Source organism: Otoolea muris, from assembly GCF_943193115.1.
Classification (GTDB): domain Bacteria; phylum Bacillota; class Clostridia; order Lachnospirales; family Lachnospiraceae; genus Otoolea; species Otoolea muris.
The window spans coordinates 192407-205500 of record NZ_CALPCY010000002.1 but is presented as its reverse complement, the minus strand read 5'-3'; the positions used below and the strand labels follow the sequence as shown (position 1 = coordinate 205500).

The 13094-nt window shown below is 43.3% G+C and carries 23 protein-coding genes; 13 read left to right on the top strand and 10 right to left on the bottom strand.

All coding sequences use genetic code 11. The features are described from left to right. The first annotated feature begins 4 nt into the window (after positions 1-4). On the top strand, positions 5-652 hold the full coding sequence (locus NFS31_RS02940) for an endonuclease III domain-containing protein (RefSeq protein ID WP_251491433.1): 648 nt from the start codon (positions 5-7) through the stop codon (positions 650-652). A 206-nt stretch (positions 653-858) separates the two neighbouring features. Continuing rightward, complete coding sequence (locus NFS31_RS02935; RefSeq protein WP_251491431.1) at positions 859-1632, top strand: LysM peptidoglycan-binding domain-containing protein; 774 nt, start codon at positions 859-861, stop codon at positions 1630-1632. Between the two features lie 201 nt (positions 1633-1833). Here NFS31_RS02935 and NFS31_RS02930 read toward each other — a convergent pair whose 3' ends face one another. The 5 genes from NFS31_RS02930 to NFS31_RS02910 all read right to left on the bottom strand — a co-directional run bounded on the left by NFS31_RS02930 (position 1834) and on the right by NFS31_RS02910 (position 5874). Next, on the bottom strand, positions 1834-3414 hold the full coding sequence (locus tag NFS31_RS02930; RefSeq protein ID WP_251491429.1) for a recombinase family protein: 1581 nt from the start codon (positions 3412-3414) through the stop codon (positions 1834-1836). A gap of 146 nt (positions 3415-3560) precedes the next feature. Continuing rightward, positions 3561-4106 carry a Uma2 family endonuclease gene (locus NFS31_RS02925; RefSeq protein WP_160304403.1) on the bottom strand — a complete coding sequence of 182 codons (546 nt, stop codon included), beginning with the start codon at positions 4104-4106 and terminating at the stop codon, positions 3561-3563. Between the two features lie 49 nt (positions 4107-4155). After that, positions 4156-4962 carry a S24 family peptidase gene (locus NFS31_RS02920; RefSeq protein ID WP_251491427.1) on the bottom strand — a complete coding sequence of 269 codons (807 nt, stop codon included), beginning with the start codon at positions 4960-4962 and terminating at the stop codon, positions 4156-4158. Between the two features lie 323 nt (positions 4963-5285). Continuing rightward, complete coding sequence (locus NFS31_RS02915; protein ID WP_160304401.1) at positions 5286-5663, bottom strand: type II toxin-antitoxin system HicB family antitoxin; 378 nt, start codon at positions 5661-5663, stop codon at positions 5286-5288. A 34-nt stretch (positions 5664-5697) separates the two neighbouring features. After that, a complete protein-coding gene (locus NFS31_RS02910) occupies positions 5698-5874 on the bottom strand; it encodes a type II toxin-antitoxin system HicA family toxin (RefSeq protein WP_251491425.1) in 177 nt (58 codons plus the stop codon). A gap of 329 nt (positions 5875-6203) precedes the next feature. Between NFS31_RS02910 and NFS31_RS02905 the strand changes: the two genes are divergently transcribed. Then, entirely contained in the window at positions 6204-6356 is a 153-nt protein-coding gene (locus NFS31_RS02905; protein ID WP_251491423.1) for a hypothetical protein, read from the top strand. Positions 6357-6372: 16 nt separating this feature from the next. Here the strand turns inward: NFS31_RS02905 and NFS31_RS02900 are convergent, their stop codons facing one another. Then, positions 6373-6738, bottom strand: a complete 366-nt coding sequence (locus NFS31_RS02900) for a helix-turn-helix domain-containing protein (RefSeq protein WP_251491415.1) — start codon at positions 6736-6738, stop codon at positions 6373-6375. A 256-nt stretch (positions 6739-6994) separates the two neighbouring features. Then, a complete protein-coding gene (locus NFS31_RS02895; protein WP_251491412.1) occupies positions 6995-7357 on the bottom strand; it encodes a hypothetical protein in 363 nt (120 codons plus the stop codon). An 86-nt stretch (positions 7358-7443) separates the two neighbouring features. On the opposite strand from NFS31_RS02895, the gene NFS31_RS26830 reads away from it, so the two are divergent. Continuing rightward, positions 7444-7578, top strand: coding sequence for a hypothetical protein (locus NFS31_RS26830; RefSeq protein WP_275563868.1), 135 nt, complete (start codon positions 7444-7446; stop codon positions 7576-7578). 388 nt (positions 7579-7966) lie between these two features. Here the strand turns inward: NFS31_RS26830 and NFS31_RS02890 are convergent, their stop codons facing one another. Next, the gene (locus tag NFS31_RS02890; RefSeq protein ID WP_251491409.1) at positions 7967-8311 is read right to left on the bottom strand and encodes a helix-turn-helix domain-containing protein; all 345 of its coding nucleotides are present in this window, start codon (positions 8309-8311) and stop codon (positions 7967-7969) included. Positions 8312-8433: 122 nt separating this feature from the next. On the opposite strand from NFS31_RS02890, the gene NFS31_RS02885 reads away from it, so the two are divergent. The 3 genes from NFS31_RS02885 to NFS31_RS02875 all read left to right on the top strand — a co-directional run bounded on the left by NFS31_RS02885 (position 8434) and on the right by NFS31_RS02875 (position 9276). Continuing rightward, on the top strand, positions 8434-8604 hold the full coding sequence (locus tag NFS31_RS02885; protein WP_251491406.1) for a hypothetical protein: 171 nt from the start codon (positions 8434-8436) through the stop codon (positions 8602-8604). Between the two features lie 121 nt (positions 8605-8725). Beyond that, complete coding sequence (locus NFS31_RS02880; RefSeq protein WP_251491403.1) at positions 8726-8965, top strand: hypothetical protein; 240 nt, start codon at positions 8726-8728, stop codon at positions 8963-8965. A gap of 50 nt (positions 8966-9015) precedes the next feature. After that, on the top strand, positions 9016-9276 hold the full coding sequence (locus NFS31_RS02875; RefSeq protein WP_251491400.1) for a hypothetical protein: 261 nt from the start codon (positions 9016-9018) through the stop codon (positions 9274-9276). 409 nt (positions 9277-9685) lie between these two features. Here NFS31_RS02875 and NFS31_RS02870 read toward each other — a convergent pair whose 3' ends face one another. Next, complete coding sequence (locus tag NFS31_RS02870; RefSeq protein ID WP_251491397.1) at positions 9686-10063, bottom strand: hypothetical protein; 378 nt, start codon at positions 10061-10063, stop codon at positions 9686-9688. 72 nt (positions 10064-10135) lie between these two features. Between NFS31_RS02870 and NFS31_RS02865 the strand changes: the two genes are divergently transcribed. From NFS31_RS02865 to NFS31_RS02850, 4 genes are all read left to right on the top strand, one after another. After that, entirely contained in the window at positions 10136-10414 is a 279-nt protein-coding gene (locus NFS31_RS02865; RefSeq protein ID WP_251491394.1) for a hypothetical protein, read from the top strand. A gap of 147 nt (positions 10415-10561) precedes the next feature. Beyond that, entirely contained in the window at positions 10562-10723 is a 162-nt protein-coding gene (locus NFS31_RS02860) for a hypothetical protein (protein ID WP_251491391.1), read from the top strand. A gap of 45 nt (positions 10724-10768) precedes the next feature. Then, positions 10769-11065, top strand: coding sequence for a glycerol-3-phosphate dehydrogenase/oxidase (locus NFS31_RS02855; protein ID WP_251491388.1), 297 nt, complete (start codon positions 10769-10771; stop codon positions 11063-11065). Between the two features lie 610 nt (positions 11066-11675). Next, entirely contained in the window at positions 11676-11897 is a 222-nt protein-coding gene (locus NFS31_RS02850; protein ID WP_251491385.1) for a helix-turn-helix transcriptional regulator, read from the top strand. Here NFS31_RS02850 and NFS31_RS28180 read toward each other — a convergent pair. Then, complete coding sequence (locus NFS31_RS28180; protein WP_416389422.1) at positions 11830-12006, bottom strand: helix-turn-helix domain-containing protein; 177 nt, start codon at positions 12004-12006, stop codon at positions 11830-11832. The two genes, NFS31_RS02850 and NFS31_RS28180, sit on opposite strands and share 68 nt — an antisense overlap. Before the next feature lie 154 nt (positions 12007-12160). Between NFS31_RS28180 and NFS31_RS02845 the strand changes: the two genes are divergently transcribed. Both NFS31_RS02845 and NFS31_RS02840 read left to right on the top strand, forming a co-directional pair. Further along, entirely contained in the window at positions 12161-12574 is a 414-nt protein-coding gene (locus tag NFS31_RS02845) for a hypothetical protein (RefSeq protein WP_251491381.1), read from the top strand. A 57-nt stretch (positions 12575-12631) separates the two neighbouring features. After that, positions 12632-12805 carry a hypothetical protein gene (locus tag NFS31_RS02840; protein ID WP_251491378.1) on the top strand — a complete coding sequence of 58 codons (174 nt, stop codon included), beginning with the start codon at positions 12632-12634 and terminating at the stop codon, positions 12803-12805. Positions 12806-13094: the final 289 nt, after the last annotated feature.

Genomic DNA, 13094 nt, shown 5'->3' with positions numbered 1-13094 from the left:
CGGAATGACAAAAGAAAAACTGGCGCTGGAAGTGATTGAACGGCTTAAGAAGGAGTATCCGGACGCGGGGTGTACCCTGGATTATAATCAGGCGTGGAAGCTTCTGGTGAGCGTCCGCCTGGCAGCCCAGTGTACGGACGCAAGGGTTAATGTGGTCGTAAAGGATTTGTATGAGAAATATCCGGATGTAAACGCTTTGGCCGACGCTCCGGTTGAGGAGATCGAGCGGATCGTAAAGCCCTGCGGTTTGGGCCACAGCAAGGCGCGGGATATCAGCGCATGCATGAAGCTTCTGCGCGACAAGCACGGCGGCATGGTTCCGGATGATTTTGACGCGCTTTTAAAGCTGCCAGGCGTGGGAAGGAAGAGCGCAAACCTGATCATGGGCGATATATTCGGCAAGCCGGCGATTGTCACGGATACGCACTGCATCCGCCTTGTCAACCGGATTGGCCTGGCGGACAACATAAAGGAGCCGAAGAAGGTGGAGATGGCGCTGTGGAAGCTGATCCCAGGGGAAGAGGGCAGCGATTTCTGCCACCGGCTCGTGTACCACGGCCGGGATGTCTGTACAGCGCGGACAAAACCGCGGTGCGATGTGTGCTGCCTGCGGGATGTCTGCGCTAAAAACGGCGTTCCCGGGCAGGATTAGAGCGGCGCTGCCGAAGAAAAGTCAGGCGCGCTGTTCACAGGTTATTTTCGGACAGTTCTTACATAAAAAGGAAATCCGCAGCGCAGGAGGAATATAATATATAGTGATAAAGAAGACTGCGGCTGCGAAGATGCCGGGGCCGTTCAGGCCGCCTGAACGGTTCAGGATACGGGAGTCAGGATAGCTGCAGGGAAATCGGATCCTGTATGGAAATTTATGTGGTAAAAGAGGGCGATACGATTGACCGTATCGCCGCGCTGTATGGAGTTTCCCCGTTATATCTGGCATGGGCGAACCAGATTGAAGCGCCCTACCGCCTGGCTGTCGGCCAGGCTCTTTTTGTCCCTGACGAGGGCCGGTCCGGAGGATGCGCCGGGGACGGCCTCCTGCGCCGTCCCCGGCGCGGGATCTGGATGGGAGGCTATGCGTATCCCTGGATTGACAGCGGGGTGCTGAGCGAAACATGTGAATATCTGACCAGTATTTCCGTGTTTTCATATGGTTTTACAGAAGAGGGGGAGCTGATTCACCCGCAGGAGGCGGGCGAGAGGCAGATCCTGGAGGAGGCAAAGCGCCGGGGTGTGATGGCGGAGCTGGTTCTGACGCCACTTGGCGCGGACGGCCGTTTTAACAATCATCTTGTCAGCACGCTGCTTGGCAGCCTGGAGGTTCAGCAGCGGGTGATCCGCGCGGTTTGGCAGGAGGTCCAGCAAAAGGGGTACGGCAGCGTGGATGTGGACTTTGAGTATGTGCTGGCTGAGGATCGGGATCGGTATGTTGAATTTGTCCGCCGGCTGCGCACGGTGATGCATGTCTTTGGAATCCGCGTGACTGTGGCGCTGGCGCCAAAGACGTCCGGGGAGCAGAGAGGGCTTTTGTATGAGGGGATGGATTACCGCGGGCTGGGGGAGGCGGCGGACAGCGTGCTGCTGATGACGTATGAGTGGGGATATACATATGAACCGATAGCTTTATGGTAAAATATCCATTGATTTTACAAGCTTTTTGGGATGCGCGGATGCAAAAAGAAATAGAGTCCCCGATTGTATAGCCGTACATTCGGGGACTCGTCCTTTTTGCTCACGCAGAGCTATCTTGTCTTTTTGCCTATTGGCATTATAGCATATGCAAATTGAGATTGCAATATGCCCTGTTTGAAATTTTTTAATTTTGGATTCGATTTACAGGTCTTTTGGGATACGCGGATACAGATGGAGAAAAAAATTTGCTGTTTTCCCCTGCCCTTTTTTGTTTCGGGTTTCTTTCAGATAGTCAACCTTCTGTAAAACCTCCTTAAGCATTTTGTTCCGGGTGGGAGCGTCTTCAACGGTCCAGTAAACCTCTATCAGGCTTTTGACCTTGGGGATGAAGTCCTGCCGTGCTTTTTCTCTGGCTTTGGCATCGTCGTAGTCCTTTTTCAGGCGTGTCATTTCCGTCTCCAGGGCGCTCTTTTTTTCTTCAAGTACCCGCCGGCGTTCCTGGAAGGTCTTAATATCGTATACTCCCTGCTCCAGAAGATCAAAGGTATTAGAGAGCTGTTTCTCGGCCTGTGTATAATCCTGCAGGATATTTTTATAGGCATTTTCCCTGAAGGAAATGATGGACGCAGAATTTTTTGGCGTTTCCTCCGGCCACTCCAGCTCATATTTTGGTATCCACGAGGCAATACTGGCCAGCAGTTTCTTTTCGATCAGCAGAAGAGGGGCGGAGATATTGTTGCATTGTGTGTTGGGGCAGCGAAGTACGTGATAATTGGTCTTTGTGTTGCTGGAAGCCCTGGTCATCAGGGAACCGCATTTGGAGCAGAAAATCAGGCCGGACAGAGGGTTCTGAAGGGTATTGCTTCCATTCTTTGGGAGCGGCTTTTCGGTTCGGATGCGCTGGGCCTCTGCGTATTGCGATTCGGTTATGATGGACTCAAAGCGGCCCCGGACTTTCAGGCAGGCGTCGTCTTTTGGGCGGGTCTCTACGATCCGGCCGTCAACTATTTTTTTCTGTATCTTGCGCCAGCTCCATCGCTGAAAGCCGGCATAGACCGGGTTGCGAAGGATATCCAGTACAGATGAGGCGGACCATGCGCCGCCGCTCCGGGAGGGGATGCAAAGATGATTGAGCCGGTCCCGAATCTGATAGGAGCCAAGGGGCTGAAGGCTTCCGTCACTCTGCGCTTCTCCATGCGTATAGAGATGGTAGATCAGGCGTACTACCTTGGCTTCGTCCGGAACAATTTCCAGAACATAGCCCTTATTTTCTTTTTTCTTTACCTTTTCATAGCCATAGGGGGCAGTTCCTGAGATGTACCATCCATCCTGAAAGGCGGCCATTCTTCCGCGCTGAATCCGTCGGTTAATTGTTTTGTATTCGCGCCGGGACATGAACAGGTTGAATTCAAAATATTCCTCGTCAAATTCATTAGACGGATCAAAGGTCTTTGATGGGGTTATGATTTTGGTGTTGCTGAATTTAAAAGCCTCGGAAACGGTTCCCTGGTCCTTTGTATCGCCTCTGGCAAGACGTTCCACCTCCATCACCAGCACGCCTTCCCACTGGCCCTGCATGACTTCAATCAGAAGCCTCTGCATCCACGGACGGGCGGAAATCGTCTCGCCCGAAACGATTTCTTTGTAGACGGCGCCGACAGGGAGGTGCATCCGGGCGGCCAGCTCGGTGAGCGCTTTTTCATGGCGGGCCAGCGTTTCACCTTCCCCGCGGGCTTCTGATTCACGGTCGGCGCGGCTTTTTCTCAGATAAATCAGATACATGGGATCATCTCCTTGGAATGATAGCATATGCAAGTTGAGATTGCGATATGTCTTCGGAAGTTGCTGTTAAATCTTATGTCTGTTGTTTTTTATAAATTCCGTATAGTATTTTTGTGCTGGCTTTCTATCAAACGGATTTCTCCATTCTATAAAAGCAAATCAGCTATTCTAATATTCAAATCATCATAAATACAAGAAATGATAGTATTATCAAAGCTGTATTGGCCGGTCTTTTCATTACTTTGGAAATCATAGATGTTGACGGTACGGTTTATAGGATTTATGATCCAATATTCCCGTACGCCTGCGGATCGGTATTTAAAAAGCTTTATCCCGTAGTCCATACGTTCCGTGCTGGGGGAGACGATCTCAATAACCCAATCCGGGGCTCCATTGCATCCGTATTCATCCAGCTTATCTTTGTCACAAATTATGGAAAGGTCTGGTTCCACATAGTTTGTATCATCAGCATTTAGAAAGACCGCAAATGGAGCGGGATAGACTTCACAGCTACCATGCTTTGAATCAATATAATTTGTAATCGTTTGAGACAGGCGGTTTATAAGCTTTTGATGTATCCTCTTTGGAGGAGCCATATTATAGAGCTGCCCATCAATCAGCTCCGCCCGCTGTCCCTCGGGCAAAGCGTAGATGTCTTTGACTGTATAGATTTCTTTTTGTGTTAGCGCCATGGATAATCTCCTCTTTTCCTGATAAGTTTAATCATAGCTCCATAACAGTTTAATCACTGGTGATTTCATAAGGCTCTTCAAGTTTCCCGACAACCTTTCCCATACAAACGATATTATCGTATTCGGCTATCCGGATATTATCTGCGTCAGGATTGCGTGAGATTAATTCTGTCTCGCCGTATTCTTTGATATAGGCATTTCCGTTGACAACAAAGATCCCAACATCCCCCCGATTCATTTCAAGTTTCTGTGAAACCATTACATTATCCCCGTCGTGATAATCAGGTTCCATGGAATTGCCAGATACCTTAATCACATAATCCACAATTTCATTTTCAGGTGTGGCTGGGACGGATATTTTTTCAGTCGATTCATTCCCAAGGATGAATACCCCTGCTCCAGCAGATACGCTGTGGAAATATTCTGTCAGTCTGACATTGGTAATGGGGCGGGGCTGAATTTCTATAATAGTGGCGGTGGGGCTTCCAAGCGGTTTTTTTGTTAATTGAAGCTGTTTTACCCGCTCCGCTTCCCATTCTAACACTGTGTCTACATGGGATTGACTGCGGGGATCAAGAGTACGATACTTTTTAATATGTTCCATTTCTTTTAAAGTTATTTTAAATCCCATAGCTTTGCCATAGTCTGGATCCGTAACTTCTTCTTTTAACCAAAAATCTAAAGATGTATTGAAAAAAGAGCAAAGTCTTTTTACAGTAGGTAATTGGAGATTATCATATCCTCTCTTATACCAGTTATCTATGGTCGTATAAGGTATACCGCTGGCCTTTGATAATGAATTTTTATTATAGTTGTCTCTTTTCATTAGAAGATTTAGTTTTTCTAAAAAATCCATATTACACCACCTCTCTAAATGAAGAATAGCATATATGAGTAAAAAAAACAAGGAGTATTTTACTCGATTGAGTAAAAAAATGGTTGACAATAAACTCCTATGAGTGTATTATAATAATATAAATCACTCATAGGAGTAAATAAGGGGTGATGAATAACACTCGGCACATTACAATAGAATAGGAAGTGAGAAAGATAGACAAGAAGCACAATAGAAGGATTATTTTCCGCAAAAATGGGTATTTTGGCTTGGAAAACAGATTTTTTATAATCAGATAAGGAGTTGCCCCGATTCCATGTGAAATCGGGGCTGGTGATTAAATACTATGCTTGTATTTTGGAGAGAAGAGCTTCCTGTAATACCTGTGAAAAATTTATCCCCATAGAAATGGCGCGGTCATTCAGCCATGACGGTATGGTTAAAGTCTTTTTTACCGCCTTCGTGTCCTTATACTGGTTAATGTCACAAGACACAAGGGAGGAAAAACCATCGTCCGTATGAATTGCAGAAATATCAGAGGGAGTGGCAATCGCTTTCTCCTGCTCCAATAGAGTGAGAAGATACGCGGCTAAAGCTTCCTGTGCCGCTTCCATGGTTTCATTGACAGAACTACCGTAGGTGTGGCAGCCCTCCAAATCGGGAAATTCAACCCAATATGAGTTCTCTTCTTTGTGGAAGATTGCGGGATACACAAACAGCATAAACATACCTCCTTATGGTTTAAGGAGAGGAGGGCTATTTCAGCCCTGTCTCCTTAAGAATACTATTGAGTAAGCCGATAGGAACATCTTTACCATGTAAGGGAACCACAGTAGTTTTCCCATCTTTTTGAAGAACATGATGGCTGCCGTTGATTCTGACTATGTTCCATCCATTTTTCTTCAAAAGCTTTAGCAGCTCTTTGTCTTTCATGTTCCACCTCCTTACAAAAATAGTATAACACGTATTACACGTATTGTCAAGGGAGGATTTAAAAATATAGAAAAAAGCAGGCAAGAGGATGTACCTGCATCAATCTTCAGAATTGTGTGAGGAGATTTTGTCAGATGTATTGAATGCTTTTTTATATTCGCCTAGGGAATTGATAAATACTTTTACAGCATCAGGTCTGCTTCTGACATTTTCTTGATTTCTGCAATCACCCTTTTTGCAGGGGATAATTCGGGAATATTGGCTTGGGTGCTATACCGGTCTCCGTCTCCAGTTAATATCCATATAATGATAATATGAAGGAGGTAGATATGGAAGGTAAAAATGAATATCGGGAAAAGATTGTTAGTAACTCCGCAGAATGGCACAGGGAAAAAATTGTAAATATTTTGGATAAAGTTAAAGATGTAGAATCGCTAAAGCGTATCTATGATTTATCAGAATATCTTTACATACACAGATAGGGGCGATTATACGCCCTTATCCCCCCTTTAAACTTTGAATTATTTTCTCAAGCATTTTCCATTCGTCCGTATCAAGCTTCGAGAATGCCTTGAATAGGTTTTTGGCGAATTCATTCTCCCCAGTCATGATAGCATCTATCCGGTTCATACAGTCGGAATCTAATTCCTCATACATGGGTTCTATGCCTTCTGTAAGCCATTGGTAACGGACCTTGAACTCCCGGCAGATAGCTTTAATTGTTTGCTCTGTTGCGGTATTCTTTCCGCTTTCTATATCACTGACCGAATTCGGTTTTAACCCTATTTGAGAACCAAATTCCTTTTGAGTTATATCTAATATCTCTTTTCTTAAATATCTAATGCGTTTACCTATAGATTCCATAGCCCCTCCTTTCTATTTGGATTATATCGTAGAACGACAAACAAGTCAAGAAAAAGTATTGACAAAATCCGTATAACGGTATACAATAATCGTATAACGAATAAAGGGAGTAAGGAAAATAAAAAAACAACCAGACGACCGCTATTACGAGCTTCTGGACGCATTGCATGAACAGGGCACAAAGATGGAGCCAAAAGAGCTGCGGGTTTTACATAAGGAGCTGATTAATACGGACGGTTAAACGGAGTTCCATTTATTAACCGATACCCAGAATTTCCATTATGTGTGCAAACAATGACGCTATTGCTTCTAATAGTTCCTTCAATACTGGATTGGTGTATACGTCATATCCTCCGAATAGTGCAATTACTGATATGATGGTGGGTATGGCAAATTTCCAGAATGAGTGGAAACGGTATCTTAAATACATTTTTCCGTTATCGCTTAGACGGTATCTGTTTTTAAAATGTGGCGATAGCTCAACCAAACCATATCTTCTTAAAAATCTACGGTTATCGCTAAGGGCATATTTAGAACTTGCGCCGAAGAAGCGTATTTTTATAAGTATTATATGCTCTGAAAATGAAAGTAATATATCTTTATAAGATAGGTTGCTCATGAAATTATCCTTTTATTTGTACTCGGCGCTGCACGCCTGTATAGAAAGGATACCACAAAACCATAATTTAAGAAAGGAGGTTCTACATGCCAAACGAAAAGAAGGAACTTATCATCAGGTCGATTGATGACTACAAGAAGCTTTCCGAAAAAGATAAAATGTACATTCTTGGCTATATGTATAGGGCTCTTATGGATTGTGAATCCAATAAGATGCAGTAGACGGAGTAGAGTTATCTGCCCCTCCAAAAAAATAAATTGATAAGGAGAGGTAGGAGTTTAGCATGAACGAAAACCCAATTTTAGAGCAGTTGAAGCGTGAAGCCCTTTACGCACAGTGTCCCTTTCCAGAGATCTACTGTATCAGACCTATGGAAAAGCACAGATGGCAAGGCAGCTTGAAGTTTTAACGCAATCAGAGTTCATGGAGATTAACCACATGACGGTATATTTCATGAATACAGACAGAGAGTATATAAGGAATTGCAACAGAAATTTTAGAGAGGGAAAAGCCTTAACTGAACCCCCTTTTCGGAATTGTGTACCCAGTGAATAAGGGCCTATAAATATGCAGAAAGATAGGGAGGATGACCTCCCTTGATTTTTACTATTAAGGTGACTTGGATTTTTCGGCTAATGAATTAATCATCTTTTTAACTAACTCGCGATCTGAATCATTGAGCAGACTATATTGCTGTGCAAGTTGCTTGACTTCATCATTAATATCTAATTCGCTGGTTACATCTGTAAACATGGGTTCAATACCATTGGTGAGCCAATCGAAATTAACATCGTACTCACGGCATATGTCACGAATAGTACGTTCGGTAATATTTCGTGTACCTTTCTCCATATTTGTAATGGCACCACCCGACATGTTAATAGCAGCACCAAAAGCACGGGTGGTAAGGTTTAATTCATCTCTTAATTGCTTCAAGCGTTCATGGATATTCATTGTTTTCACCTCCATGAAAGCACTATACCACAATTTGTTTTCAAAGTAAACAAAAAATATTGACAAAGCTTTCAAAGAATGATATATTGTTTTCAAAGAAATCAAAGAAAGGAGGAATATAGGTGACTGTACAAAAAGCAGAGGATGTAAAAGACACTGCATTGAAATTGGACGAAATTCGGACGCAGCATCCAGAAGATTACTTTTATTTGAAGGGTTGGATTCATTGTCTTTTGCAGAAAGCGGAATTGGCTGATAATCGACAGCGTAACCCGACAAAGCAACTCGTATAAACATACGCGAAAAGTAGTTCAAATATACAGTGGGAACACTTTTCCGAAAAGGGAGTTAGGATATGAACAGCCCCGCAATCCCCCAATGCAGATGGCCCAATTACAGAGGTAGGAGTGTAATATGGACGAAAACCCGATTTTTGAGCAGTTGAAGCGTGAAGCACTTTATGCACAGCGTTCCTTTTCCACGGAGCTATTGTATCAGACCTATGGAAAAGCACAGATGGCAAGACAGCTTGAAGTTTTAACGCAATCAGAGTTCATGGAGATTAACCACATGACGGTATATTTTATGAATACAGACAAAGAGTATATAAGGAATTGCAACAGAAATTTTAGAGAGGGAAAAGCCTTAACTTAACAGAGGGAAGGCTTAAGTAAATGACATTGTAGGAAAATCGGGAGATTGAGATGGAATGCTTGAATAATTTCAAAGATGAAACAGTGCTTCATTATTGCACAAAGCAGGAAATGGCAGAACTGTTTTATAGATATAAGGGTCTGGACTGGAAAATCGGGAATGAATGTGACATAAAGGAACTGACATCTGATATGGCAGGGTTTGGGACAGAACAGAGCCAGAGGGTAATAATTGATTATGACAGGAATTATGGTAAGTTCCTTGTCCGCAGAATTTATATGGATTATGGGGTATCCAACGATACCCCGTAAGATAAGTTCAGTATTTTAGATGGTTGCAAAGCGGGCAGGAATCATCTGTACATTCCGCGTGATGAGGGCATTGGGTTCTGTCGAAATTCTCTCCATAATCGTTGAAAGTGATGACTTCCGGATCGTCCGTGTAAGGGCACGTGCGCAAAGTTCCGCCGGAAATATAAGTTTTATCCATACAACTATTTCCTTTCTTCTATACTCAGCCCTGGCGGGAGCCTGTATATCCAGTATAGGGCAGATGTTTGAAAGCGGCAAGAGGAATTAATAACGGAATAGGAGGAGAATAAAAATGGAGAGTTTATTACTATTAGCATTTTCACTTATTGCATTAGGGATATCCATTACAGGAATTATTATAGATCGCCCCGTTCTGCAAAAAACGGGGCAGTGCTTAGGCATAGTAGTTTTACTTGCGATAATTTTTAAGCTCATTTTGCATAGCTAAGACGGCATCCTGGTAGGCGAGAGTAAGCAATTCAGAATCTGCAGAAGACTCTATTAAGAGCTTAACATAAAGAGAAAGTTTTGAACGAGTGTTTTCAGTTGACAGAAGAAAAGCTCGATTTAGCAGAGCATAAAGTTCAATGATCTTACTTTCTTCTGGAAATTTTGGAAAGTTACTGGTTGCATCCAATAGTTCCAAATATGCTTTAGATTTTGCATTGAAGAATAGTTCAAGCGATTTTAATCGATATTCTCCGTGCTGAGTAATAAGAGCTGTAAGTACCGGGGCAATGATAGCAGCCAGAGCTGTGATAAGAGCGACAATTAAAGTGATGTCCATAAATATGCGCCTTTCCTATATATTTGGTCATGGCAGTGGCCTGTACATCCAGTATAGGGCAGATAGAAGAAAATGGCAAGGGACATTAACAACGGGAATAGAGACAAAGGTACAACATTATTAAAGAGGGACAAGGAAAAAATGACAGAAAGAGTAACACCAAAAGAAGCGAAGCATATAGCAGAGCTTATTAGAAAAGTTATAAGTGTAATTGAAGAACCAAAATACACTTATAGAGAAGTTATATACACATTGTATGAGATTATAAGGAATTATGAAGAAAAAGGCCACGACCTTATGGAGAATACCAGTATCCAAAAGGTCGCGGAGTTTGGGGGGCTGTTATCTTAATTTACTATGAGGATATGATTGGACATATCCGAATTTTAAATTCAAGGCATATCATTAGCAATCGGTATCTTAGAAAGGCAGATTACATATATGCATATTGGAGAAAGAAGAGAACGTCAACTTAAAAACGAAGGCGTTCGCATTAAGATGATTGAGAGAAAAACAATGCAGATCATCGAGGAACTGAAAAAAGAAAATTATACATTACTTGAGGGCAGATTACTGGCAACAGAACTGAGCTGTGTTTTAACAGAGATGGAAAAACACAGCTCAAGGATAAGACTTTCAGAGATTAGTATAGCGTATTGAAAGTTCGTGTAAAAATAAACAACAGAGAGGCGATAGGAGACAAAAATGTATACTGAACATTGTAAAGAGATTGAGATGCTAAAGGCTGAAAATGCACAGTTAAAAAGAGACCAGGAATTTATGTTCCTGGTCATGGATATCGGATTGGAAGCTGTGGAACAGTGGGCCAGAGAGAATAGCCTGCTAATGGATGCCAGCGAAGATGTCCAGAAGAATCTTTCCTACAGGAACAACGAGGTCAGAGTATTTATTGAGAAGATCCGAAAAGCCGACCAGGATGCCCTTTTTAACCGGCTCATCGGACTTCTCGACAGACTCAAGAACCGCAAGGAGAGCGTTTAAGCGTCCCTGATCTAAGGCCGGTTTAGAATCAATCAGTTCTTTTAACTCAGAGAAAGATGCGCCTGTATTAAATGTGTAGCTGGTTCCGGATATTGCGGTTCCAACAAGGGAATTTGTAAGGGTTGCTCCGCTAAAGTTGAAGCTATTAGTGACCGGGGCGGGGGACGGGGTGTGATATCCGTTTTCAACGAATAGACGTCCTTTTTCAGTGATGGAAAGGCATAGGACTCCTGCCCCGTTCATGGGCTGGATGATGTATTCATTTTGAGTCAGATACTCAGCATCGTATAAAAGATCAGGGGATTCGAGCTCAATACATAAAGGTTTGGTTGAATTTTTTTGGAAATTATAAACTCGGGATAGTAGTTGTATACAGGATTGCGTCATACGGAGAGTTCCTTTCTTTAATAGGTTTGCGTGGAAGCTATGTAAAACAGGGGAGGTTGCTAAAAAGTGGTACTCATACTGGTTGGCATAGAGCTTAATTATATTGAAATGATACCAATAAAATAGTACCTATTAACCTCCTAAATTTTATTTAGTATATTATAGCAAAAAAATTTTGACTTATCTACTCAAAAGAATTTGATTTATCAGAAAGGAAGATAGAATGCGAAGTAACTTGAAGGAAGCCCGCCAAAAGACGGGCATGACACAGCAGCAGATGGCGGATAAGCTGGGCGTGGGACTACGACATTATAAGAAGATCGAGAGCGGAGAGACATTAGGGAGCATTGAAATGTGGGATATAATGGAAGATCTTTTCAGTGTTCATCAGAGGCAGCTACGGCAGATTTCAGAAAGTCATCCCGACAAAGCAGATAATCTGTAGAAACGTTCAGTATATCTGCTATCTTGACTAAGCCTTCGAGTGTTGGATTGGCATGGCCACTTTCATATTTTCTGTAATTTCGTATGCCTGTTTGAAGTGAATCGGCCATAAATTGTGCTGTAAAGCCCTTGGCTTTGCGAGTTTCGTTCAGACGCTGAGAAAACATAAGTACCTCCTAAAAAATATTGACAGTGCCATAATAATACACTATAATATCAATGCAAAACAGTGCCATTAAATGACACCATAAAGGAGGAACACTCATGGGAATTAGCAAAACAATGACATTGGAAGAGCAGATCGCCGCCCTACAGGCTCAAATGGATTTACTTATGCAAGCAAATAAACGCCCGCTTTCCCCCGCAAAACGGCTGGAAGAGATACGCAGGAATTACAGAGAACAGTATTTTGGTTCCTGGGAAGAGATGCGGAAAGGGGAAACGCAGTACGGCCCATCAGGAAAGAGTTATTCCGACTATGACACTATTATGCAGATTATATCCAAGACGTCAGGCTTACTGTTTAAGTATTCCCGGGGGCAGGCATCAAGAAGCGCGAGCTTGTCTGAGCTTGTGAAGACGGATGAGGACATGAAAGATTACGAGGTTATCTGCGAGGCGGCATGTAAGAGCCTGATGAATGGGATTAAACATTTTTCCGCGGCAAAAGCTGATTAAAAAAATGGAAACAGGTACAAACCGTTATTCATAAACTTAACGAGAGAGGAGGTACATATGGCAGTTGTTGATATCATTAAGGACGGGGAGACGACATTCATATTCCATGACGATTATTGTAAGGATACCACTCCGGAAGAGGTTGAGAGAACCATGAAGCGCATCGCGCAGATAGCGCTGCCGCAGGTAAGGGCGGCGCTGGCCAGGAAACAGAAGGAAAAAACCGGCTAAGGCCGGTAGCGTGGGACAGGCAATGTTATACCGATTGTGCAAAAGGGGGAAAACAGGTTGCGGATGTACTGTTTTTACAGGATTTTTAGGTATCCGCCGCGGCTGGGGCTTCGGTACCAGCCTCAGCACAGTAGGCTGGCTCATCCGATTGAGCGGCTCAGGAAAGAGAATGCCGCCGTATGGTCATTGGTGTGGCAGTTAGCCGGACTTTGCACCGTTCTGGCTATGCTCTCCGGGGCTGTAATCGGTATTCTGATTATACATCTTACATGAAGGGAGGCTGTTTTAT